Source organism: Pseudoalteromonas sp. BMB (genome assembly GCF_001709235.1).
Taxonomy (GTDB): Bacteria; Pseudomonadota; Gammaproteobacteria; order Enterobacterales; family Alteromonadaceae; genus Pseudoalteromonas; species Pseudoalteromonas maricaloris.
Map to the genome: position 1 here is coordinate 24267 of NZ_MBQA01000167.1, position 23886 is coordinate 48152.

Below are 23886 nucleotides of genomic sequence, written 5' to 3' on the forward strand. Positions count from 1 at the left end.
GTAGGGAATTGCCAGCCGATCAGAATGGCAAAAATGGAAAGCTAAGATTGCGGAGATAACCATGCTAGATGACTTACGACTCTTTGTTGAGGTAAGCCGCCGAGGAAGTTTTGCGAAGGCGGCAGAAGACCTTGGCATAGGCGCGCCGACCTTATCTAAGCGGATGTTAGCGCTGGAAGAAAAACTCGGTTATCCGCTTTTACTGCGCAGCGCCAGAGGACTTACATTAACGAATCATGGTCAGGCGGTGGTAGATAAAATGGCGGAGTCTTTGCTCGCCTTGCAAGCGCAAAGTGAGGCGCTATCAACACTAGAAGCGTCCACTTTCCATCTGTTATGTCCGCAAAACTTAATGATTGGTCCTTTGTATAATGCGCTGCAATCGTTTCAGGCCCAGCATCCTGAGATCCAATTGCATGTGGAGCCTGCCAATAGTGTGGCCTTACTCAGCCAAAAGCGGTTTGATTTAACCGTGCGAGTTGGGGAGCTGGATGATTCAAGCGTCTATCAAAAACGGCTGGGGAAAATCGCGGTAAGAGCAGTGGTCGCCACGGAAATTGCGACTACACAAACCCTGTTTTTGCCCTTTAAAGCATCGCAACTGCCTGCAACCGACGCGTGGCGAGCACTGCTGGCGCAGTTTAGTCATGTTTCTTATGTGGGTGATATTACCTTAGTGCGTAAATTGGTAGGCTCGGCTAACGGTGCGGGGGTATTGCCGATGACAGAAATTGCAGTGTTGGCAGCGCAATCTCAAACCGCATTTAGCTATATCGGTGACTGCCAATTTACTCGCAACATCTACGCGCTTTGGCCAAATCAACGAACTCCACCGACTTACACCAGAGATTTTATTGAGTTACTACAAATACGGTGTCAGGAGCTTGATTATCTGCAAGGGACAGTGATAGCTCTGTAATGAACACCGCACAATCGCATTTTATCCTAAGCTCAGATTTCGCTCAAAATGCACGATATCGACATCAGGCTTTAGCTTATAGAGCTGTGCTAAACGTCCGCCTGACTTGACCTTTTCATCCAGTGCTTCAAACATGTTTGAAGCTTCAATTCGTCTTACCAAGCTCTTGCGCTGAATGGGTTTGGCGATAATGGCTTCGATGGCGGTTTTGAGTTGTCCAATGGTAAATTGATCAGGCAAACAATAAACCGGGATCATGGAATATAACGCCTTTTGCTGCAGCCTTGCCTTGGCCTTTTCAATAATATGCTTATGATCAAAAGCCACAGCAAGATCTGGGATCTCGTTAAGATCCACCCATCTCACATCATCTACCGAGTCTATTTGCGTTGCCACTTGCTGAGGTGAAATCAAGGCGTAATAAACCAAGGTGACACTAAAGCCTCGCGGATCACGGTTGATCCCAGAAAAGGCCTGAAGTTGCTCTAGGTATTGTGGGGCAACACTGGTTTTCTCTTTGATCTTACGCAGCGCGCTCATATCCGTGTTGTCATCCAGTTCAACATCAACAAACCCTCCTGGTAATCCCCAGCGGCCTTTAAAGGGAGCGTTAGCGCGTTTCACCAGCAGCACTTTTAAGCTGTCCTGCAAAATTGTAAATAACACGCTGTCTACCGTGAACAGTGGGTTTTGGTATTGGGTTAAATCGTAATCAGGGCTCATGAGATTTTTAATTTGTGTCTTTTGGACACAATAAACAATTGTAGTCAGTATGGCAAATATACTGAATATCCCTATGTTAAAAATAAACATTAAATGTCTTTTAGACATAAAGTTGTTGATTGATCAAAAAATGTTTGATACCTTATTTGTGTCTTAGGGACATTATTAAGGAAAGGTTATGAAAGTCACGAGTTATGAATTCTCTGGAAACAAAAAAGATGTTCAATATGAAGCATTTACCTTCTCTGGTGGGGAGGAGCATATTCGTTTCAAGGCATTTGATTTCCGTGATTGCGAAAAAGTTCAAATCACAGCCAGAGTAACCAATTCTTCTCATATCATGCGTTTACTGATGGCGGTGGATGTTCAGCATCTAGGTGTTTAGCCCCTTTTTTTGAAGTGGCTCGCAAGTCTGTTGTAGTCCACTTAACATTTTTTCCACTAGAGTGCCGTTTCGGTCGCTATAAATAGAACTTGTTTCTTTATGCAAAGGAGAAATGATACTTGGGAGCGCATACGCTACGAAAGGGTGTCAAAGCCAAATGATATATAGAAATGAGGTCGATATTTTTCGGCGAAAATACATTGAGCACATTAAGTTAGTGGGAATAAATATCCGGCTCTAGTGTTAGTTGAGTTCTAGAGCCGGATAGGTGTATGAGTGGTTACAGTAAATGGCGATGTATTATGTTATACATGTGCAATTTAATTGTTTCACTCACCTTTAATCACAGTAACTGTGTGGCAAGAATGTCGCCTTACCTCTGACTAAAGAGGGAGCCTTTAATGTGAGTTTCACGAGGCTACCTGTGGTGCTTACAGCGATATTGTCAGGACCGACAACTTTTGTAAATGTGCCATTGGTTTTGCGCCAAAGGCTCACGTGCTTAGAGTCCCCCCCATCAATAAAGCTTGAGATAGCAAGGCACTCATAGCCTGCAGGAACGGCAACTTGCGTTGAATTGTCTCTTGCTGCAAGTGCAAATTGGTAGCTCTTTGCTTTATTCGCCTCATTTTCGATAAAGAACATTGAGTTTGTTGAGTCAATATTAGTCAGCTTTGAATCAACGTGTACTTTTGTATTTTCAAAACGATAGCGCTCAGAGCTTGGCACATTCACTAACTTCAAATAATCCACATTTTTTGCATTAACTAGCTCTAAAACGTCACCAACTTTATTGACGGTATTGAGTGAAATGTATTGTACTTCATCCGCGATGATACCCGTCTTTAGATTGCTGAGTTTTAAAGTGTTAAATGCAAGGTTGTATGTTCTTAGCTCTTCTGACTCTTTTTGTTCCAGCATCGTATCTGGGTGTGCTTGGGGAGAATCAATGATTAGCCCCACACTATGGTCTATCGATGCGCCAGTTAAATTAACATTGTCCAACTTCACCGTCATGGCCTGTAATTTAATCCCATAATCAGTAAAATTAGACACGGATATGTTTTTAAATCTTAATACGTTATTAAACCATCCTTTATCATAAAAAAATGAATTGCCACTGTCATCGGTGGTCTTACAGGGATGCTCGTCCGTAAGATAGCAATTATGATTAAATTTACCATCTGTTTTTGGGATACGTGAACCATATTGATCGCTTTTGTGATCAACATAATATCTATACATATCACTATGTAATTCAATACCAATGTTTACATTGCTAATATCAATGTTTTCAAACGCGCTGTACAGGTGTTTACGTCCGGAGTACGCCGTATGGAAACCCGAAATAGCCAAGTTTTTCATTTCACTAAATGAAGTGGAGTAGCGCACATAAATGGCTGTACCTTTGGATGCTGTATTAATTAAGGTCATATTGTCTAATATGGTTTGGGTGTGAATGCCAAATAATGGATCGCTGATGTTGGTTTTTAATATCACGTCACTTTTTGACTCGCCACAAATCGTAATTTGATTGCCCGTATTAAGATCGAGCATGGCATCGATAGTATATTCTCCATTTGGAATAAAAATAAACTTGCCATTTGCTTTTGCTGAGTTTATCACCGATTGAAATTGTGAAGCAGAATCTAGCGTAATATAGTTTTCACCATACTGGCTTTTACAGTAGTTGGTGGCTGCATAGGCTTGGCTTGTTGCAGCGATAAGTAATAATGAAAAAGTTGATAGTATTCTCATTGTTCGTATTCCATTAATGAATTTGAGTTATCACAACTGTGACATTTGATAATGCGCGCGATGCGCTTAACACGAGTTGTTTCTCAGAGTCTATACTCAAAGAAAGCTCGGCGCCGTTGTCGTAAGATGTTGTAAATTGTGCTGAACTGCTGGCCGGTGAGGTATAAACGAGTACTTCTTTTCGCTTGTCGGCATAGCGTACTTCCACTTTCAACATGTTCTCTTTGAACAATTGTTTTTCTGAAAGTAGGGTGACGGTGCTTTGAATACTGCTAAAGGTTTTTTCCAACGAGAATAGAGGTTTCGTTAGTAGAGCACTTTGTTCCATTGTGTTTATTGCACTATAAGCGCGCTGATCTGCAAATTCGTTGACAGTTGAGTTACCACGAACGTTCCACATATGATCCCAATGATGAAAGCCTGTGTTACCGTCGATATTGAGTGTCGACACATCATTGATGTCAAAAATCGTGTTACCACTTCGATAAACTTTGCCGTAATCGCGACCCTGATTATAAAGGTTGCTTAGATCTGCTCGTTTTAAGTTTGATAACGAAAACGCATTATGGACGAATTCACTGTAGAAATTACTTACATTGAGCGTTGATGAACCATTATCACTTGAAGATTTAACGCCTTTTATGGCATCAAACGTTAGTTCTGCATGATAGCTATGTTGAATATTAAAAGTATCGAACTGACTGCTTACATTGCGTAAGTCGATAAAAGCGCCATCTATAACGCGTTGCACAAGTAAACGTTCGGCAGAAAGCTGAACCACCTGGCTTGGTTGGGTTGCATGCAGCTTAATACCTGTTTTCATATACACGATTTCAGTATTGTATATATTTAATCTACTTGCCGGTGAGAAGTTATTAGCAATGATACCGTGTTTAAATTCTTTTAATCTTACCCCTTTTAGAGATAGGTTTATATCTGAACTTCCAACACTTAAGCCATCGATATTTGTAACTTTACCAAGGTGCTCATTCGCCAGTTCGAGCAGCTGAGAGCGGGTTGGATTAGTATTACCAATTGCTTTAATTAGCTCTTTTCTAGTAGCACTCTCGTCTTCCTTTTCCTTACTTGCATTAAAAGTAACTTTACCATGAGAAATCGTCATCCCTATCAGCTGTAGATTTGCATTAACAGAGATAAAAGGTGTGCTCGCGCAAGCAAGTGGTTCAGATTGTTGGCAAGCATAGACTAAATGGGTACTTGCCATTGCACTACCAATCATTACCGTAGGTTGAGTAATATTAAAATGAGTGCTGACGCACAGTTTACCCGTTGGCAGTGCAAGCTTTTTACCCAATTTACCAGATACTTCTAATGCCAGTGCCAATGCTTTGTTATTTTGATCATAAGAGGTATTCATGTTTGCTAAACATGTTTCGTTAGGTGTTTTCAACGATATGTTGAAGTCGCGCAGATTGATGATGCTGTCATTCACACTGATAGGCGCAATTGTAATATCTTGAGTCGTGATACGAGACACTTGACCACTTGTTGATACAGCACGTGCAGATATTGAGTGTTTGCCAATTTCTAGGCCTGTTAAGGGAATAGAGTAATATCCATTGCTTGCGTTAGCTTGAGTCCAAGTACCGTTTGGTAGCTTGTATTCAACCCGGTTAACCGCTTCTGCTGTGGTTGTACTTAACTGAGCTCCAACACTAAATATAAAACTACCTAAATTTGAGTCAACGAACGTGACACTTGGTGTTTCACCTTGGACTTTCACTACAGAAGTCGTGCTTTGGCTGCAATAAGCGGCAGTTTTGTTACACGTAACGAACGAGAAGGTGTGGTTCCCTGCTTGCGTTAGAAGCGAGCTAACCCATTCTATTGCTGGGTGGCCGTCATTAAAGCGTTGTTCTAACTGTGAAGTCGAGCCTGATGGCGTAGTGTGCGATACCTTAACAAATGCACCACTCCAAATAGTGCCCGCACCAACATTGATAGTGGCGCTTACTTTTTCATCGGTTGTTACTTGGGTTTGACTCATAGTGACAGAAGGCGTATGTGGCTTGTCGAAAATAACGATCTTTTCCGTTGGGCTCATGGCACTACAGCCAGCGCTATTACAGGCCTGATATGCGATGTTATAACGCTTTAATGTACTAAAGCCCGAGCTCGTGGGCGTGCACGATTGGGTTCTATCGATGGTGTGGCTATAGTCAAATGCACTACCTTCCTGCGCAATAAAAATTTTGTACTGAGTTGCAGGGTCACCAGAGCGTTGATCGTGGATACAAAACGGCACAGAAGTGTTTATAGGGTAGTAGAGATCACCATGAAAGTTTGGTTTTGTTACTGGGGTTACAGGTTTATGAGCAATGCTGACATTCACAGCTACTATCTGAGAATAGTTCGAACATAGATCATCGATATTACAAACAATAGCACGGTAATAATATGTGTTGCTTGACGTAACATTTTCAGAATAACTTAACGCATTGCTAGTACTAATCACCTGCCAGTTATTTGTTGAACCAATTGAGCGCTCTAATTGATATTCAGTAATACCATGCCCCCACGGTTGTTTCCATGTAAGGGTGTATTGACCTGTACTTGAACTAGTCGGGGCAGTGATAGCTGTATCGTTTGGCTTTGTATATGGCCTAACAATATTCACTTCATTTGCGCTCCATCCGCTACAACCAGCTGCATTACATGCTCTGATACGTGCAATATATGTTAGTGTATGGGTGAATGTTTCTGAGTATGAAGTATTCGAGCCTAGGTTTACTATGGACGTTGAACCGTCGTATGACTTCTCCACTTCATAACGAGTGGCTTTGTTTACACTACTAAATCTGTACGTATAAGTCCCACGTAAAATGTGGTAAGGCTGCCCGTTATCTAAAAAGGTAGGGGTGGCTGGAGGTGTCAGTATGTCAACGTTTACTGTCGCTACACGTGAGTAGTTCGAGCATCTATTGTCAACATTACATACGATCACGCGATAATTATAAGTTCCACTCGAACTCACGCTTTCTGAATAACTTCTCGTGTTTGCTGTACTAAGTACAGTCCAATTCGATGTGCTATCCACTGAGCGTTCTAATCTATAGCTATTGATACCATGTCCCCATGGCTGAGACCAAGTTAACGTGTAGCGCCCAGTTGATGAGCTACTCGGCGCTGAAACTGCCGTATCATTTGGTTTTGTATAGGGTCTTACGATATTAACTTCGTTAGCACTCCATGGGCTACAGCCTGAGTTGTTACAAGCACGGATGCGTGCAACGTATGTTAAAGTGCGCGTAAATGTTTCAGAGTAAGAGGTACTTAAGCCAAGAGAATGGCGAGATGTTGAACCGTCAATCGTTTTTTCTACTTCGTATTTCGTCGCGTTACTAACACTATTCCAACGGTAAGTATATGTTCCACGAAATATATGATAGGGCTGACCGTTATCTAAAAATGAAGGGGTACTTGGCGGGCTAGCGTAACTCCTAAAGCTATAGATTAACACGGCAAAAAATAGTAAATATTTTATCTTCATTTAACTTTGTCCCTTTTGTGTTTATTAAATGTTATATTTTTAATAAATTTAATTGTCTCATATAAAAAACACTTTGTCCCTTTGTGGGTTACTATATGTACAAAATTACGCAAGGGCTTTACGTTTGAAAAGGAAGCGCTTCAGCAAGCTATGCTGTATTACTTGCTTGGTTGGGGTCGTGGTACTTTTTGTCGCCACTTAAACAGCTCAAACGTAGCTTTAAAGCGATAGAGTCGGGAGAGTTAGACACCCGCTTAGCGCTAAATCACCATGATAAAGTTGGTGAAATCATCAGTAATTTCAATAATCTTGCGGCTAGGCTACAACGTTCGCATCAGCAATATAAACAAATAAATTTTGACTTATCTCATGAGCTTAGAACACAACTAAATGGCATTCGTTCACGCTCGGAGGCAATGATAGATGGCTTTGAAGCGTATCGTTGGCAGGGAAATTACTATTCAGTTGAATCACACCCAAGGCTGCTGCAAGAGTGTGAAGTAAAAGGACTGATTGAATGTCTCTGGGATACCTTTGGTGGCACTTTGACTGATAAAGGCTTTAAATTGCTAGATGAGCATATTGGCGCAATATATGGCGATGCAATTACCCTTGAGCGTCAGCGTCAAATTCTACAGCGGCTAATGGATAAGGGATTTGCGTCCAAAGTGGTGCTAGGCATTGGCTCATACAGCTACCAATATGTCACCCGCGATACCCATGGCTCTGCGGTAAAAGCAACCAGTGTGGTTAAAAACAACCAGCGTGTGGCAATTTTTAAAGAGCCAAAAACCGACAGCAAAAAGCGCTCAGCAAAGGGACTGCTGAAAGTAGAACGCGTAAACGGTGAGTTGATCTGCAAGGACAATGTGACCGAGGAAGAAGAAAAGCAAGGCTTGTTAGAAGTGGTGTTTGAAGATGGAAAATTACTAAAGGAAACTACTTTGAGTGAGATCAGAGCTTTGATCGGCGCGCAAATTAGTTAGATTCCATTGTTGTTCTCAATTATTTTTTGGTCGCGATAGGTTCCAGCCATCGCGACTTTTGTACTTCACAATTGTACATCTAATAATTACAATCAGTACAAAAAGCGCCTCCCTATGTCTGACCAATATACAGTTTTATATGTAGAAGATGACCCAAGCAGTGCTGAGATCTTACGTTTATATCTGGCACAAGCGGATATGCAGGTTGTCCATTTCGATAACGCCCCAGATGCCCATAGGGCGCTGCAAAATCTAACATTTCAACTCGCTATTTTAGATGTCATGCTACCTGGCGGTGATGGTCGTGAGCTACTCAAAGACGCCGTTGCGCGCAACATTCCTACCATTATGGTGACCGCCAAAGTGTCTGAAACCGATCGTCTTGAAGGGTTTGAGCTTGGTGCGGACGATTATGTATGTAAGCCTTACAGCCCACGAGAAGTGATCTCACGAGCAAAGGCACTATGTAAGCGTAGCTATCGCGGTCAGCAGAGTGCTACTTTGTTGTTTGATGGCTTAAGTATCAACCTTGAGAGCAAATCCGTAACGGTAACACAGCAAACACCAGCGTTAACGGCTGTGGAGTTCGAGTTATTACTGACCATGGCCAAGCAACCGCAACAAGTATTTAGTCGGGCGCAATTAATTGAACAAGTATGGGGAAGTGATGCGCCTATTACGGATCGGGCAGTCGATACTCACTTGGCTAACTTGCGTAAAAAACTAGGTGACAGTAAGGCTGAGCCCAAGTTTATCGCCACTCGTTACGGGCAAGGCTATCAATTTATCGCGCGTAAGGTGTCTTCATGAAGCTAAAAACTAAATTTACCTTACTCGTGGCGCTTTGTACCTTTGCGCTACTCGGGAGCTTCTATCAACTATCTAAAAACTCAGCCGAGCGCACCTTTTTAGCATTTAATAAGCAAAGTGCGGTAACGTTTGGTCATTCATTGCTTGATGATGACTTAGTGGAAGAAGCATTAGCTGGCAACACCTTCGCGAGCCCAGAAGCGACGTTAACGTTTTTAGCATCAACCTTTCCTGAGCAGCTATTTATTTGGCGAGATGCTAACTCAACAGCGAATGTAAAGATCCTCAACCCCGATCTCACCATAGACTATGAGCAGGTCAAATCCGGTCATCAATTTTCTATCCATCACCCCAGTGTTGCGGCGTTTGTGGTGCAATTTAATGAGGCGCAATATGTGTTATCACCACATGGTGAGTTGTTTTGGTTGCCTGAGATATTGCTAGATAGGTCGTTTGAAAAGGAAGCGCTGCAGCAAGCTATGCTGGATGATTTTATGCTTACTTTAGTCATCTTATCGATTATTGCTGCATTACTTGCTTGGTTGGGGTCGTGGTACTTTTTGTCGCCACTTAAACAGCTCAAACGTAGCTTTAAGGCGATAGAGTCGGGCGAGTTAGACACCCGCTTAGCGCTAAAACGTCATGATGAAGTGGGTGAAATCATCAGTAGTTTCAATAATCTTGCGGCTTGGCTACAAGGTTTGCATCAGCAATATAAACAAATGAACTCCGACTTATCTCACGAGCTTAGAACACCACTTAACGGCATTCGTTCGCGCTTGGAGGCGATGGAAGACGGTATAGTCCCGATGGATAAGGCTCAGTTAGCGGCGATAACCCAAGACCTTCACAATGTTAACCGTATCATCGACGACTTATGTTTGTTGTCATTAACCGAGTCAAAGCAGCTGACGTTGTCATCGACACGGGTAAATCTCTCTGAGCTGTTAACATCGACCTTAGTGCGTTACCAAGCACAGGCCGAAGCGCGAGGCGTGAAATTGGACGCAGATATTCAAGAAGGTGTGACCGTGACGCTTGATGCCGGAAGAGTCAGACAGATAGTGGTGAACTTATTAGATAATGCCTTTAAATATGGCGCTGATGGTGGCGTTGTGACCTTACAGCTCAGTTATCAAGACAATGAACTGGTGATTACGGTTGCTGACTGCGGCCAAGGTATGTCGCCTAATCAACTCGAGCAGGTGTTTGAGCGCTTTTATCGTGCGCAGGGGTCGCGCCACGATACATCCAGTTTGGGGCTCGGCTTACCAATTTGCCGTCAACTTGCCGAGCTAATGGGCGCGACATTGACCGCGACCAGTGCTGAAAATCAAGGGGCAAGCTTTTCGCTGAGGTTTTCTCGACTAACTTGATAATTGCTTGACAATTGCTCGGCATAGTTAGCTCAACAACGACATCAACAGTTTGAGAGCAAGAATATGAGAGCAATTATTTTATCAGCATTGGCATGTACCACCGTTGGCTGTGGGATCACCGCGTCTACCGCGCCACAATCACTCACTTTACCGATGAAGTACACCGAGAAAGGTCATGCCTATGTGATGGCAACGCTTAACCATACGGTTACCCATCCTATGATTTTAGATAGTGCTGCGAATGTTGGTATTTTACCGGTTAATCTGAAAGCAGCACTTGCCTTGCCAGAAGATAAGCTAAGCAAAATGGACGTACAAGGCGCAAGTGGTAGCTCAGAGCTAGTATTGGCAACGATAGACCACACCAGCGTCGGCCACTTAGCAGCAGAGTCGCTTCCATATGTATTTAAAGATATGACCCGCTTAGATGTGGAAGGCGTCTTGCCTGGAATTTTGGGGCATGGATACATGTCGCAATATTGTAATGTGTTTGATTTTAAAAATAATGAGCTGAGTTTGTATCAAGGGGCTTGCCCAAGTAGCGTGACACAGGGCTTGGAGAGTGAAAGTTTTAAAATAGATAACAATTTTATCAAGCTGACAGCAAGTTTTAATGGCGTAGAAGTAGACGCCGTGCTTGATACCGGCGCTCCAACCAACTACATCAACTCACATTTGGCCAATAAACTAACATTAACGCTGGGCGAAGAAGACATCAGCCGCGGGTTAAACGACCAAGCAACTAAAAAGGTGGCCATAGGATCACTGCGCTTTAGCTTAGGAGGCAAGGAAATCATCAATACCGAAAGTCACTTATCGGATATGCCAGTGTTTGAGGTGCTTGGATATAAAGACGAGCCGTTTATCCTGCTGGGTTTAAGTAACTTTAATGATGATAAGCTCATTATCGACTACGCTGAGAACAAAATTTACTTTTGATCCTAACGCTGCTGGCTTGACCAGACCAGTCAGTAGCTAATTAAATTTCATATTAATTTAGACAGTTATGGTGTTTACTATAGCGAATAGTTATTTGAATGATCATTCAAGTAAGGTTAGTCTAGCACCCAATGAGTAGCTAACCTGAGGTTATACCAATACAAAATGCACCAAGAGGAGCAACTGATGACTGACTTTACAATCCATACCGTAGAATCTGCACCGCAAAAAGGTAAACCATTACTTGAGAAGTCCCAGCAAGCATTTGGACGTATTCCGAACCTTCATGGTGTCATGGCGGAATCACCAGAGCATCTGCATGGTTATCAAGTGTTACATGAGGCTTTTTTAAATAGCTCGTTCAATAACGATGAAAAAACTGTGGTGTGGCAAGCGATTAATGTAGAACATGAATGTCACTACTGTGTGCCAGCTCACTCTGCCATCGCAAAATCAATGAAAGTAAGTGATGAATTGGTCAAAGCGCTGCGTGAACAAGCACCACTTGGCGATGAGAAACTAGAAGTGCTGCGTGCCACAACACTTGAAATGCTGCGCGAGCGTGGCAAGTTGAGCGATGCACAAACGAAAGCGTTTTTTGCCGTAGGTTATACTAAACAAAATCTGCTGGAAATTATCTTAGCGCTAAGTCAAAAAGTGATGAGCAACTACGTGAATCATATCGCGCATACTCCGCTGGATGATGCTTTTAAAGCGTTTAGCTAATTAGTAGAGAGGCATTTATTTTGCTATAAGTGAGGCTGTTTTACATCCATAGGAATGACTGATGGACGTGTAAAAATATAGCTGAGTACGGCAGCCTCAGTTATCGCGACAGACCACACTACCCAAACAGGCGCGCTACTGAAACTCAAAGCCAGTAAACCAACACTCATGCCAACCGCAGCGCCAATCTTGCCTTTTATGGGGATCACCTGATGTTGCCGCCATGCAACCAGACTCAGGCCAAATTTGGGGTGGGTGAGCAGCCAATTTTCTAGCTTGGGAGAAGAGCGGGTAAAGCAAGCGAGAGCGAGAATAAAAAAGATGGTGGTAGGCATAACAGGCAGTGCCATGCCGATAAAGCCGAGACCAACAAAGACGATGCCAGCAACATGAAGCCAAAAACAACGATTGAATAAGGGGATTTTTTTACGCATAGGCATCCTCATATTTCGGGAGTGCTGAACTGACAGCGCATCACGATGACCTGAGCCAACATTGTTAACCAGAAGCCAATTATTAAAAGCATATCACAGCGGCTGAAATTCGCGAATTTTCAACTAAGCTAAAGCAAAGAGATTATCAGTCGGACGTCAGTGTTTAAAATAGCGAATCTGATCTCAGGTTAAATACAGGGAAGTGGTGCGACTGAAACGTTGAGGGGCAAAGTATGCAAGTAAATTTAGAACGTCTTAAGTCTACCTTATTTGCGCTCGCGGAGTTCGGCTATAACCATGAGGATAAGGGAATTTATCGCCAAGGTTTTAGCAATGAGGATTTTGCAGCGCGTAAATGGCTGATGGAATGTGCACAAAGCGAAGGATTTGTGAGTCGTATGGATGGCGCTGGCAATGTGATTATTGAAATGACCAGCCCGGATATTGCAGCAAAACCCGCGGTGATCATTGGCTCTCATCTCGATAGTGTACCAGCAGGTGGCATGTTTGATGGCACCCTAGGCGTCATTGCGGGGTTTGAGTGTATTCGTATTTTAAAAGAGCACAATGTGCAATTGGATAGGCCGATTTGGGTCATCGGTACCAGTGAAGAAGAAGGGCGTTTTGGTGGCATGATCGGGGCACAAGCGCTCACAGGAAAGTTAACGCCTCACCAATTACTCACAAGTCATGATGCGGATGGCTGTATGCTTAGCGATGCCATGCGTGCGCAAGGGTTAGATCCCATGGATGCACTGAATGCAAGGCTAGAGCCTGAGCAAATAAATAGTTTTTTTGAATTACATATAGAGCAAGGGCCTGTGCTTGATCAAAAAGGCATTCAAATTGGTGTGGTGGAAGGAATTTCAGGGGTATTTAAATGGATGGTGAAATTAATTGGGAAAGCCGACCACGCAGGCACAGCCCCTATGGAGATGCGCAGCGACGCCTTTATGGGGCTGGCTGATTTTGCTTACCAGTTAGATCGCATTATTGCAGAGGACGGTACGGATACCACGAGGATCACCGTCGGTAAGGCGGAATTAAAGCCGGGTTTTGCACATACGATTGCTGGAGAGGTGGATTTCACCATCGTTGCGCGTGATATGGACGAAACGGTGATGGAGAACCTTGAAATTGCCTGTCGAAAAGCGCTTTCAGCCATCGCTCGGAAACACCATTTAATGTTTGAATACGAGCAGGTGAGTTGGTTGTCTCCAATGAAGTGCACACCTGAGATGGTTGAATTTATTAGTCAACAGGCAGAGGCCTTGTCGCTGAATTATCAAATCATGCCAAGTGGTGCTGGTCACGATAGCCAGTTTTTTTCAGAAGTGTGTCCCACGGGGCTGATATTTATTCCATCACTCAACGGCGTTAGCCATGCGCCAGACGAGTGGAGTCATTGGCATGATGTTGAAGCTGGGAGTAATTTACTGTTGCAATGTGTTCAAAAAAGAGCAATAAAAACAAAAGAATAAATGTAAAGTGAGGATCAAATTGGGTGAAGGTTTACTAGACAAATTTGATCCTTGGGCTAGTCTTTGTTACTACTAGAATAATGTGGATAGCAAAACTTGCGGCGAATTCGGACTTGGATAACCGCAGTTAGGGATTATGAGGATGTGGATCGCCCGAGTAGTAACCTTAGTCTTACTTGCTGCAAGCTTTAATGGGCTTGCCGCCTCGCTGAGGGTGAGCGATGAGGTCGTGACTGCTGGGTTTATTACGCTACACATTGAGCGCACAGGTCCACCTCTAAAGCAATCAACACAGCTATCTATTCAACATCTTTCAGAACCTTACTCCCTCTCCCTTTCGCTTCAGCCGACTCAACAAGCGGTAACCATTAGTGGCTTGGCTGATGGTGATTATCTCGCAACCTTAGGTGGGCTCTCAGCTAACTCGGCACAAACGTCGGTCTCATTTACAGTCAAACATCATCAGTTAACGCTGGCGCTTGCACTGTTTGTATTGGGCTTGTGCTTATTTGTGCTGCTTGTAGGAATGATTGTGGTGGGTAATAAGCAAACGCACGATAAGGAAAGCGTATGATAAATGCTTCATTGGCGCTCGGTCTCGCCCTGGCGTTTGCTTTGCTATGGGTATTTTTTGGCTGGTGGATTGGCAGGCGCGTACAGTCACATAATGAATTTGCGCTGGCCGGTAGAAATGTTGGGTTGGCCTTTGCTTGCGCCACTGCGATGGCAACTTGGGTCACCAGTAACACCACTTTAGTTGCGCCACAGCTCACTTATCAGTTTGGTATTTGGGGCATGATTGGCTACGCCTGTGCCGCATTCGGATTGCTGCTATTTGCGCCGCTTAGCCAACGTATCAAAACTTTACTGCCCCACGGCTACACCAGTGGCGACTTTATGCGGTTGCGGTTTGGGCGTTTCTCTTGGTGGGTCTTTTTGCTGATCTCTTTCGTGTATGCCATGAGTTGGCTCGTTAGCCTAGGCATGGCCGGTGGCATTTTGCTACACACCCTAAGTGGCTTAGATTATCACCTTGGTATGTCTATTATTCTGCTGATGTGTGTGGTCTACACGCTGTTTGGCGGTCTAAAAGCGGTGATCGCCACGGACTTTCTACAGGCCATTATTATTTTGGTAGGTGTCGTCGGAATTGCCATTGTCGTGGCGATGAATGTTGGGCTTGAACCAATTCATCAAAAACTCAGTAGTGACCATCCTAAACTACTCGACCTGCTTTTTCCTGCTGCTGTGATGTTTTTGTTCAACAATATCTTTTTTGGTTTAGGAGAGATTTTTCACAGCAACGTATGGTGGTCAAGGGCGTTTGCATTTAAAGGTGGAGTGGGCAAAAAGGCGTATTTTATCGCAGGTCTATTGTGGCTACCGATCCCCATCGTGACAGGGTTTATTGCGCTGGCAGCGCCGAGTTTAGGCTTGTATCCCGCTAGCGCCGATATGGTGGGACCCTTGGTTGCAAGCCAAGTGCTCGGCTATACCGGCTCGATCATTCTGTTCATTGTGGTGTTCTCAGCGCTGGCATCGAGTTTGGACTCCTTGCTCGCCGCAACGTCAGATCTCATCAATCAAGATATTTACCTGCAATACATCAAACCAAAGGCGAGCGATAGTGAACGCTTAAAAAGTGCTAAGTGGATTATTGTCATCCTCGGCGTCGTGACTTGGCTCTTATGTTTACCAAAAATCGCCACGCTGGGTGCCTTGTTGAACTTCGCTGGCGCCTTCGTCGCCAGCACTATTTGGCCTATCGTATTTGGTTTGTACTTTGCGCGAATGACGGGAAATAGCGCTGGCTGGGCTATGTTGCTTGGCACGCTATCAGGTTTGATTGGGTATTTTTATATTGGTTTTTATGTCGCCGCATTAGTTTCTTGTGCGGTGTCGTTATTAATTTGTGTGATTGCTTGGCGTTTTAGTCAGCAATCATTCCATTGGCAAGCGTTGGGCACGCAAAGCAAAGTGGAGGATGTATGATCTCGTTGGGCGCATTTTCTAGTTTAATTTGGCTGGCCATAGTGCTCAGTTGTTTATGTCCTGTTGTCCTTGTCGTTATGTTCCTTATTGATTTTAAAAAGAGGCAGTTATGGTAAGTGCGCAGCAAGTAGAGTTTAATCGAGCGCAGCCGGATGTTTACGGGGATGCACATCCCAAAGCATTACTCAGAGCGATACAAGAAGACGGTGACAGGCTGCATTGTTTGGAGAATAAGCACATTATCAGTGTCGACCACCTTGACCGAGACGTGCTGATCCAGTTGTTTCGCCTCGCCGCGAAGTATGAAAGTAATCCTGCAAGGTTCAGCTCGCCGCTTAGTGGCAAAATTTTGATCAGTGCGTTTTATGAACCCAGCACCCGCACCCGTCTGTCGTTTGAAAGTGCATGGCACCGCTTAGGGGGCGATATTATGTCGATCACTGATCGCTCCTCTACGGGCATTGCGAAAGGGGAGTCGCTGCAGGATGTCGCCGAGATGTTCAATAATTATGGCGATTGTGTCGTCTTACGTGACACCTCAGTGGAGTCTATTGAAGAGATGATCCACAGTCTACGCATTCCAATTATCAATGCTGGTAATGGCATTGATGAGCACCCAACACAAGCAATGTCTGATCTCTACACTATCTTCAAATGGCGGCCGTCGTTATTACTCCCTGACAGCGAAGCCTTTAGCCCTATAAAAATTGGCGTGATTGGCGTGCCGAGCCAAATGCGTACGGTGCGTAGCCTGTTGAAAATGTTTACGCATTTTCCGCGCATTGTGGACGAAATATTCCTGCTCTACGACGAGAGTGTCGAGGACGCAGTGTCAAGCGAGCAATTAGCCCAGCTAGAGGAGGCGGGGGTTAAGGTGTCTATCGGCCATGACTTGAACGCCGTTTTACCTGAGCTTGATGTGGTGTATATCAACTCCATTGCATGGGTTGGTGAAAGCTTCGAAACCTATGGAAAGTCGTTTAAATTGAGCGCAGATTCCCCCTTTAAGCCTGATGCGATAGTGCTTCATCCTTTGGCTCGAGGTGAAGAGCTGTGCACCAGTTTAGATGCCACGCCACACAATTGGTATTTTAGTCAGGCACGTGGTGCCGTCTTTTTACGCCAAGCCTTATTGACCTGTATGGTGCAGCGCGCCAGTACTGTGATGGATGTGATTTAGGGAGATATTATGTGCGGAATTGCTGGTATTTTTTCAACGCAAGCGCAAACACAAATAGATAATCAATTATTGGTAAACATGGCAGCCATTCAACATCATCGTGGTCCTGATGGTTTTGGCTATAAACAAATGGCTGGCGTGGGATTTAGTCACGCCAGACTGTCGATAATCGACCTCGACGAGCAACGAGGGCGACAGCCCTTTATTAGTTCTGATAAGCGCCTAATGTTGGCGCACAATGGCGAGTTTTACGATTACGCGCGGATCCGAGCTGAGCTAGTAGCAAAAGGGGCAAGGTTCCAAAGTAAGAGCGACTCAGAAATTGCTATGCACTTATATCAGCAGCTTGGCCTTGATGAGATGCTGACGCATCTGCGCGGTGAGTTTGCGTTTGCGTTGTATGACCAACAAACCGATACGTTGCACTTAGTGCGAGACCGCTTTGGTATTAAACCTTTGTACTACACCCAAACAGAAGACGAAATAGTGTTTGGCTCAGAGCTGAAGGTGCTGTTTGCCAACCCTAAAGTTAAGCGCCAATTCTCAAGTGAAGGTCTATTTCATCAACTGATCCAAGTCATGGTGCCCGGCAGCACGGCGTTTGCGAATGTGCATCAAATCAAACCTGGACATGTTGTTAGTATCACCAGAAGCGAACAAGGTTTTAGCATTGAAGATAGACCTTATTGGGATGTTAACTTTCCGACGGCGCAAGCGTATTTAAATAGCAAAGATGAAGCATACTACATTGATGGCGTGCGCAAACAGTTGCTAGAAGCGGTGCAGTTGAGACTCACCGCAGACGTCCCGGTAGGTTGTTACTTAAGTGGTGGCATAGACTCATGCGCCATTTTGGGCTTGTCTTCGGCCGCTGCACAGGCGCCAATTAAAGCCTTTACCATAGGCTTTGATAGTGCAGAGTACGACGAAACGCCGATTGCACAACAGATGGCACAAGCCACCAATGCCGATCATCATATTATGTCGTTAAGCGGTGACGAGCTATATGGCCATTTTGAGCGAACTTTATGGCATACCGAACGAACCATTTATAACACGCTTGGTGTTGCTAAGTATTTGATGAGTCAGCAAGTTAATGAGTCTAATTATAAAGTTGTGATGACTGGGGAGGGCTCCGATGAGCTTTTTGCGGGTTATCCTGCATTTAGAAAAGACCTGTTTTTATATGGCTTAGATGAACTTGATGACACCGAAAAAGCCCAGTGGCAAACCATGCTGGAAGACAGCAATAAATTATTTAAGGGGGCGATGTTGTCGCGTGAGCAATACGACAGTGCGGCATTAGACGAAATTGTAGGCTTTACGCCGAGCTGTTTACAGCCTTGGCTGTCGTGCAGTCACTTTGCCCATCAACTCGTTGCCGCCGAACACAGAGAGCTACTCACGGGTTATGACGCAGGCAAAGCAATCGCTGAGACTTTAGATGATGCCATGTTAGAGTCCCGCCATCCACTCGATAAAGCCCAGTATGTATGGATTAAAACCATGCTTGAGGGACAAATATTAACTTGGGGCGGTGATAGGGTCGACATGGCCAATTCGATGGAGGCAAGGCCTGCCTTTTTGGATCATCACCTTGCTGAGTTTGCCTTTACCATTCCCCCGCAATATCGCATTAAAGACCGTAAAGAAAAGTATGTGTTACGTGAAGCGATGAAAGGGCTGCTGCCAGAAGTGCTGTATGAACGAGAAAAGTTTGCTTTTATGGCACCACCGGCGCACTCGGATGAGAAAAAATGGGCGGCAATGCGTGTGCTGGCTGATAAATACTTATCTAGACAAGCGGTAGAAGCCGCAGGTTTATTAGACTTTGAAGCGGTAAATGCGCTATTTGAGTTACATGAATCGCCAGACGCAGATGATTCACTCAAAGTGCAACTAGATGCCGTGATCAATCACTTGCTTGGTGTGCAAATACTGCACAAACAATTTATCGCCGCAGACTTACCTCAATTTGCCGCCGCTGAAGCGGAACGCCTTGGTTGGAGGGCAGCCACAAACTAACGTTGGTCTTATTGGTATTACACAAAACAAGGAAATAAAAAGGCGATGCATCAACTTGTGCATCGCCTTTTTCATTTAATACCTAAGATTAATCCCTTAGATTAAAAGTAATAACCGAAGTTAATATTGAAGCGACGCTCGCTTTCGTCACTATCGCCGGCGATTGAACCACCAATAAATGGCTGATTTTTCGCGTGAACTAAATCAACATAGGTGAAGAATGCACCCGCAGCGAGTGACACACCAGTGACATTCATCCAAGTGTCTTCGGTGTTATCGGATTTGTCGTAAATAATACCGAAGTCGTTATAAAATTGCAGATCGGTAATTGGACCGAACTCAACTGGCAGGTTGTACGCTACATTAAAGTTCGACATGGTGGCTTCTGCTGCGATGGAATCATAAAACGCATAAGCACCTACCGCCATACGGTTTACGTCATCAATATCGTACTGGTACTCACCGTGTTGTAGCTGTAAGTTCCAAGGGCCAATGTTACTATTTAAATGCAGTGCCCACGCGTTGTAATCACCTGCTCGGTCATTACCATCGTGAAGGCCACCGGCAAGACCAGAGACGCCAATTTCAGTTGTGCCACCGTTGTGTTCAATATGATACGCGTAACGACCAACAAAGGTGTTGTATTCGCCGATTGGTTGCGTAGGGTCGTCATAAACGCCATCGCCCGCTTTACGGAAACCTACCACGTCATAAGAGTAGCGATCGCTGCGGTCATCCACGTAACCATCGACACCACCTAGCTCATCATTTTTGAAAAAGCCAAGATCAAGCTGCCAGTTGTCCGCCACTTTACGTTTAAATACCACCCCCATGTCGTGGTCGTCTTCAAGACCAATATAATAGGTAGTGTTAAAGAACCAGTTGTGCGAATTGTAAGGTGAGTTACCAAAAGGTACTTTAGTCATACCTACCTGAGCTTGCCAATGATCGGCAAAGTCATAGTCTAGGTAAGCGTATTTTACCGCAGTCATATAGTCGAAAAAGCGGATTTCAGCATTTAAGCCAAAGCCTCCGACATTGCCAGAGAAGTTCAATCTGAAAATATCGAAGTCAAAATCGCCGCCACGGTTCTTGTTGTCATCGTCATAAGACGTATGGCTGTAGTTTGTTCTGATCGCGCCGCCGACTTTGATGGCCGGTTTTGTTTCAGCTGCTGCAACTTGAGTTTTAGTTTCAGCTTTTGCTTCGGCTTTTTCAGCCTTTGCGATTTTTTCCTGTTGTGCTCGCGCCTGCTCTTTTTGTTCTAGCTGCGTGAGTTTCTTCTGAAGTTCAGCCAATTGGCGCTTTAACGCGTCAATTTCTGAGTTTTCGGCAAGCACTGAATTAGAGCAAAGTGCTAGACCTAATCCGAGTGAGATGGTTGAAAGTTTTAACATAGTTGTCCCGTTGTTAAATGGTTGAGCGCAAAACCTCTTACAAATTGTAGACCACCAAAGCTATCATTGCAGAAAGCAGGTAAATTTTATGGCCCTTGATTGAATTATCCATAGTAACACTGTGGCCTATCCGACCTCAAAGTTACCCAACATTTAACCATATCTAAGATGAATATAAGGCGAACAAGTGATCACATTTGTATGTCATTCTTGCCCAATAGTCTATCCCTCACTATATTTTTACTATCTGTGAAATGGTGTTTATTCATGAATATATCGCAAAAATTAAAGCTGTCTTTCGCAACGGCAATCGCGCTTCCTTTGTTAATCATCGCGGGGCTTATTATCAGTCAAACTCGGCAGCAGGGGATAGAGACCTTCTCGGAGCTCAGTGATCGAGAGGCGCTACAGGTTGAGAATGGTATTCAGATGTTTTTTGATGAAATTGCAAAAAACGTAGACTATTTAGCAACCCATGCACAAGTCTTGAGTGCGCAGCAAGATGTGAAAACTTATATGGATTCAACCAGCACCACTCGACTTAATTCCAAAGCAGGAAGTAAAACAGAGCAAGCAGCATATTCGTTATTTGAGCACTTTGGTAACACGCACCCCGGTATTGCCTATATCTACATGGGGAATCAGCAAGGTGGTTATATTCAATGGCCTCTAGGTGAAGTGAATGCAAACTACGACCCTAGACAGCGTCCTTGGTATCAAACAGGACAATCAGGAAATGGCGAGACGATCCGCACTAGCGCCTATTATTGGGCGCCGGATGATATGGTGATTGTGTCGACGGTAAAAGCGGTTACTGCCAATGGTCAAACCGTGGGTGTCCAAGGTATGGATGTGTCACTGCAAGGGCTGACCAAAATCATCCGCAATATCAAGTTGGGCGAGACTGGCTATTTGATGTTAGTGGAAGACACCGGAAATGTGTTGGTCGATGCCAAGTTCTCCGAACATAGATTTAAAAAGTTGGCAGACATTGCGAACGGTCGCTATCGTGAATTGGCTCAAAATAAAGATGGGCTATTTGAGCTCGAAATTAACGGGCAAGACTACTTTGCTAACATCTATACAGCACCCAAATTAGGCTGGAAGTTTATTGGTTTAGTTGAAAAAGGTGAGGTAATGGCTGCAGCCAATGCGATGACGCTGACGATATTGATTTTAAGTGCCGTCCTGATCACCGTGTTCCTGTTACTGGCAAGTTATATTTCTAAGTTGATTTCAGCACCCATTGTAGAAGTAAGTGGCGGCTTAACTGAAATTTCACAAGGCGGTGGTGATTTAACGCAGCGTTTAGACATTAAAGCTCAGGATGAAACAGGCAAACTGGCGACGAGCTTTAATTTGTTTTTAAATCTCATTGCTGAGTTGGTGACGCAAATCAATGAGTGTGCACAGCAAGTTAATGAAACCTCAAGACAAACCGCTTCGCAGTCTGATCAGCTCACGGGCGCTACCAGTCAACAACAGCAAGCGCTTGAAATGGCTGCCACCGCAATTAATGAGATGGCGGCAACCGCAAACGAAGTGGCGGCAAGCTGCGCCAATGCGGCTGAGCTTGCCGGACAAACTCAGCAAGCATCTGAGCTGGGCCAAAGGGTGATCACAGAGTCTGTCGAGAGCGTCACAACATTATCCGAAGTGATCAATAAGGCAACCGCAGATATCATGCAGCTCGACACCGAAAGCGAAAATATTATGTCGATACTCAGCGTGATCCGAGGTATAGCAGAGCAAACTAATCTTTTGGCATTAAATGCGGCAATTGAGGCGGCACGGGCAGGTGAGCATGGTCGTGGTTTTGCTGTCGTGGCTGATGAAGTACGCGCGTTGTCACAGCGTACCTCTGAATCGACGGAAGAAATTGCCTCTCAGCTTGATAAGCTTAGAAAAATGACAGAAATGGTGTCGGGAGAAATGAAGCGCAGCCTAACGCGTACGGAGCAAACGGTTGAACTGACAAACTCAGCGCAACAACAATTTAGTGAAATTACCCAAGCGATTGTCAATATTAGCGACCTTAACACGCAAATCGCCACCGCAGCTGAAGAGCAGCAACATGTTGCTGAAGACATTAATCGCAACGTGGTGGAAATTAAAAATGCTGCGGATAGCGTGAGTGATATCGCTGTAAATACCAATCAAAATGGCGTGAGATTACATTCATTGTCGAGCACGCTCACAGAGCTGGTGGGCAAATTTAAAGTATAGTTTTAGCCCAATCCTCAAGTTCCATAAACCGTGAGAGCAACACTCTCACGGTGCTACAGCATTGGTATAATTGAATAACTTTCAAATTGGATGGATAACAGTTTACTCGTAGTATTTAAGTGGTAAGGTAGGCATATCATTGAGTTGACGTAGGAATCACCATGGAATTATCACCTTCAGTTTCAATCGAGCGCACCGAGTCTGGACTTGAGTATATTTGGGTCGACAGTGCATTTTGCCAAGCGAAGATCTTTTTACAAGGCGCGCAACTTACTGAGTTTACACCAGCAGGAAAAGGCAATTTAATTTGGGTTTCTGAGGCGGAAGATTACCTTGAAGGCAAACCAGTACGCGGTGGTATTCCAATCTGTTGGCCTTGGTTTGGTGTACATAGCAAAGCGGATTGGCCAATCCATGGGGTTGCTCGCAAGCTACTTTGGCGTGCGCACAGCGTTGAAGAAAAAAGCGATGAAATTACCGTTAAACTCACACTACCGATGACCTTAGTTGAAGCGCAATACTGGCCACACACGTCACAATTAGAGGTCGAGTTTGTGTTATCAGACAAGCTTGAAGTGCGACTGACCAATATCAATACTGGTGATGCGCCATTTACGTTAACGCAAGCCTTACATACGTATTTCCCAACGCCAGAAGTCAGTAATACCACGGTAGACGGGTTACAAGGCGCGAAATATATCGAATTTGGTGAAGGTCCATTTGAGCAAACCGAAGTGGTTAGCTTTGCCCGCGAAACCGATATGGTATACACCCAAGCAAGCCCAGTGCAAACCATCAACACGCCTGCGGGCATTATTGAAGTAAAACGTGAAAACTCAACTTCTTGTGTGCTTTGGAACCCATGGATTGAAAAGTCACAGCGTTTAAGTAACTTTAATGATGATGAATACCATAAGATGTTGTGCTTAGAAGCTTGTAACGTAATGGACGATGCCGTGCAACTTGCACCGGGTGAAAGCCATACCCTAAGTACAATCATCCGTTGGTTATAATT

General features: G+C 44.4%; 19 protein-coding genes. 14 read left to right on the forward strand and 5 right to left on the reverse strand.

The window, feature by feature from the left end; genetic code table 11:
* The first annotated feature begins 61 nt into the window (after positions 1-61).
* Positions 62-919, forward strand: coding sequence for a LysR family transcriptional regulator (locus BB427_RS13505; RefSeq protein ID WP_069021162.1), 858 nt, complete (start codon positions 62-64; stop codon positions 917-919).
* 21 nt (positions 920-940) lie between these two features.
* Here BB427_RS13505 and BB427_RS13510 read toward each other — a convergent pair whose 3' ends face one another.
* Positions 941-1642 (reverse strand): NUDIX hydrolase, encoded by a 702-nt coding sequence (locus BB427_RS13510; RefSeq protein ID WP_069021225.1) that lies wholly within the window; start codon positions 1640-1642, stop codon positions 941-943.
* 178 nt (positions 1643-1820) lie between these two features.
* On the opposite strand from BB427_RS13510, the gene BB427_RS13515 reads away from it, so the two are divergent.
* Positions 1821-2027, forward strand: coding sequence for a hypothetical protein (locus tag BB427_RS13515; protein ID WP_069021163.1), 207 nt, complete (start codon positions 1821-1823; stop codon positions 2025-2027).
* Positions 2028-2366: 339 nt separating this feature from the next.
* Here BB427_RS13515 and BB427_RS13520 read toward each other — a convergent pair whose 3' ends face one another.
* Together BB427_RS13520 and BB427_RS13525 are read right to left on the reverse strand one after the other, a co-directional pair.
* Positions 2367-3785: a hypothetical protein gene (locus BB427_RS13520; RefSeq protein WP_069021165.1), complete on the reverse strand. Its 1419-nt coding sequence runs from the start codon at positions 3783-3785 to the stop codon at positions 2367-2369.
* Positions 3786-3798: 13 nt separating this feature from the next.
* Positions 3799-7296 (reverse strand): hypothetical protein, encoded by a 3498-nt coding sequence (locus BB427_RS13525; protein WP_069021166.1) that lies wholly within the window; start codon positions 7294-7296, stop codon positions 3799-3801.
* Positions 7297-7484: 188 nt separating this feature from the next.
* Here BB427_RS13525 and BB427_RS13530 point away from each other — a divergent pair, with 188 nt between their 5' ends.
* The 5 genes from BB427_RS13530 (at position 7485) to BB427_RS13550 (ending at position 12136) form a co-directional block, all read left to right on the forward strand.
* A complete protein-coding gene (locus tag BB427_RS13530) occupies positions 7485-8282 on the forward strand; it encodes a HAMP domain-containing protein (protein ID WP_254663634.1) in 798 nt (265 codons plus the stop codon).
* Positions 8283-8396: 114 nt separating this feature from the next.
* Positions 8397-9092: a response regulator transcription factor gene (locus BB427_RS13535; protein ID WP_069021168.1), complete on the forward strand. Its 696-nt coding sequence runs from the start codon at positions 8397-8399 to the stop codon at positions 9090-9092.
* A complete protein-coding gene (locus BB427_RS13540) occupies positions 9089-10468 on the forward strand; it encodes a sensor histidine kinase (RefSeq protein WP_069021169.1) in 1380 nt (459 codons plus the stop codon). Before BB427_RS13535 ends, BB427_RS13540 begins: the two co-directional genes overlap by 4 nt.
* A gap of 66 nt (positions 10469-10534) precedes the next feature.
* Positions 10535-11410 carry a retropepsin-like aspartic protease gene (locus BB427_RS13545; protein ID WP_069021170.1) on the forward strand — a complete coding sequence of 292 codons (876 nt, stop codon included), beginning with the start codon at positions 10535-10537 and terminating at the stop codon, positions 11408-11410.
* A gap of 186 nt (positions 11411-11596) precedes the next feature.
* The gene (locus tag BB427_RS13550) at positions 11597-12136 is read left to right on the forward strand and encodes a carboxymuconolactone decarboxylase family protein (RefSeq protein WP_069021172.1); all 540 of its coding nucleotides are present in this window, start codon (positions 11597-11599) and stop codon (positions 12134-12136) included.
* A gap of 23 nt (positions 12137-12159) precedes the next feature.
* On the opposite strand, the gene BB427_RS13555 is transcribed toward BB427_RS13550, so the two are convergent.
* Positions 12160-12570, reverse strand: a complete 411-nt coding sequence (locus BB427_RS13555; protein ID WP_069021173.1) for a YbaN family protein — start codon at positions 12568-12570, stop codon at positions 12160-12162.
* 233 nt (positions 12571-12803) lie between these two features.
* On the opposite strand from BB427_RS13555, the gene BB427_RS13560 reads away from it, so the two are divergent.
* From BB427_RS13560 to asnB, 5 genes are all read left to right on the forward strand, one after another.
* Positions 12804-14051 (forward strand): Zn-dependent hydrolase, encoded by a 1248-nt coding sequence (locus tag BB427_RS13560; RefSeq protein ID WP_010606935.1) that lies wholly within the window; start codon positions 12804-12806, stop codon positions 14049-14051.
* 142 nt (positions 14052-14193) lie between these two features.
* Positions 14194-14625 (forward strand): hypothetical protein, encoded by a 432-nt coding sequence (locus BB427_RS13565; protein WP_069021175.1) that lies wholly within the window; start codon positions 14194-14196, stop codon positions 14623-14625.
* Positions 14622-16043, forward strand: coding sequence for a sodium:solute symporter family protein (locus BB427_RS13570; protein ID WP_069021176.1), 1422 nt, complete (start codon positions 14622-14624; stop codon positions 16041-16043). Before BB427_RS13565 ends, BB427_RS13570 begins: the two co-directional genes overlap by 4 nt.
* A gap of 109 nt (positions 16044-16152) precedes the next feature.
* Positions 16153-17223 (forward strand): aspartate/ornithine carbamoyltransferase family protein, encoded by a 1071-nt coding sequence (locus tag BB427_RS13575; RefSeq protein WP_039493315.1) that lies wholly within the window; start codon positions 16153-16155, stop codon positions 17221-17223.
* A gap of 9 nt (positions 17224-17232) precedes the next feature.
* Positions 17233-19248 (forward strand): asparagine synthase (glutamine-hydrolyzing), encoded by a 2016-nt coding sequence (gene asnB / locus BB427_RS13580; RefSeq protein WP_069021178.1) that lies wholly within the window; start codon positions 17233-17235, stop codon positions 19246-19248.
* A 101-nt stretch (positions 19249-19349) separates the two neighbouring features.
* Here the strand turns inward: asnB and BB427_RS13585 are convergent, their stop codons facing one another.
* Positions 19350-20645 (reverse strand): porin, encoded by a 1296-nt coding sequence (locus BB427_RS13585; protein WP_069021179.1) that lies wholly within the window; start codon positions 20643-20645, stop codon positions 19350-19352.
* Between the two features lie 267 nt (positions 20646-20912).
* On the opposite strand from BB427_RS13585, the gene BB427_RS13590 reads away from it, so the two are divergent.
* On the forward strand, positions 20913-22871 hold the full coding sequence (locus BB427_RS13590) for a methyl-accepting chemotaxis protein (protein WP_069021180.1): 1959 nt from the start codon (positions 20913-20915) through the stop codon (positions 22869-22871).
* Between the two features lie 161 nt (positions 22872-23032).
* Positions 23033-23884 (forward strand): D-hexose-6-phosphate mutarotase, encoded by an 852-nt coding sequence (locus BB427_RS13595; protein ID WP_010606928.1) that lies wholly within the window; start codon positions 23033-23035, stop codon positions 23882-23884.
* The last annotated feature ends 2 nt before the right edge of the window (positions 23885-23886 follow it).

Bases quoted from the DNA above. Each gene is read 5' to 3' on its own strand.
- BB427_RS13575 (WP_039493315.1), top strand. From the start codon at position 16,153: ATGGTAAGTGCGCAGCAAGTAGAGTTTAATCGAGCGCAGCCGGATGTT.
- BB427_RS13535 (WP_069021168.1), top strand. From the start codon at position 8,397: ATGTCTGACCAATATACAGTTTTATATGTAGAAGATGACCCAAGCAGT.
- BB427_RS13570 (WP_069021176.1), top strand. From the start codon at position 14,622: ATGATAAATGCTTCATTGGCGCTCGGTCTCGCCCTGGCGTTTGCTTTG.
- BB427_RS13545 (WP_069021170.1), top strand. From the start codon at position 10,535: ATGAGAGCAATTATTTTATCAGCATTGGCATGTACCACCGTTGGCTGT.
- BB427_RS13555 (WP_069021173.1), bottom strand. From the start codon at position 12,570: ATGCGTAAAAAAATCCCCTTATTCAATCGTTGTTTTTGGCTTCATGTT.
- BB427_RS13505 (WP_069021162.1), top strand. From the start codon at position 62: ATGCTAGATGACTTACGACTCTTTGTTGAGGTAAGCCGCCGAGGAAGT.
- BB427_RS13565 (WP_069021175.1), top strand. From the start codon at position 14,194: ATGTGGATCGCCCGAGTAGTAACCTTAGTCTTACTTGCTGCAAGCTTT.
- BB427_RS13550 (WP_069021172.1), top strand. From the start codon at position 11,597: ATGACTGACTTTACAATCCATACCGTAGAATCTGCACCGCAAAAAGGT.
- BB427_RS13540 (WP_069021169.1), top strand. From the start codon at position 9,089: ATGAAGCTAAAAACTAAATTTACCTTACTCGTGGCGCTTTGTACCTTT.
- BB427_RS13590 (WP_069021180.1), top strand. From the start codon at position 20,913: ATGAATATATCGCAAAAATTAAAGCTGTCTTTCGCAACGGCAATCGCG.
- asnB (WP_069021178.1), top strand. From the start codon at position 17,233: ATGTGCGGAATTGCTGGTATTTTTTCAACGCAAGCGCAAACACAAATA.
- BB427_RS13515 (WP_069021163.1), top strand. From the start codon at position 1,821: ATGAAAGTCACGAGTTATGAATTCTCTGGAAACAAAAAAGATGTTCAA.
- BB427_RS13585 (WP_069021179.1), bottom strand. From the start codon at position 20,645: ATGTTAAAACTTTCAACCATCTCACTCGGATTAGGTCTAGCACTTTGC.
- BB427_RS13510 (WP_069021225.1), bottom strand. From the start codon at position 1,642: ATGAGCCCTGATTACGATTTAACCCAATACCAAAACCCACTGTTCACG.
- BB427_RS13595 (WP_010606928.1), top strand. From the start codon at position 23,033: ATGGAATTATCACCTTCAGTTTCAATCGAGCGCACCGAGTCTGGACTT.
- BB427_RS13560 (WP_010606935.1), top strand. From the start codon at position 12,804: ATGCAAGTAAATTTAGAACGTCTTAAGTCTACCTTATTTGCGCTCGCG.
- BB427_RS13525 (WP_069021166.1), bottom strand. From the start codon at position 7,296: ATGAAGATAAAATATTTACTATTTTTTGCCGTGTTAATCTATAGCTTT.
- BB427_RS13520 (WP_069021165.1), bottom strand. From the start codon at position 3,785: ATGAGAATACTATCAACTTTTTCATTATTACTTATCGCTGCAACAAGC.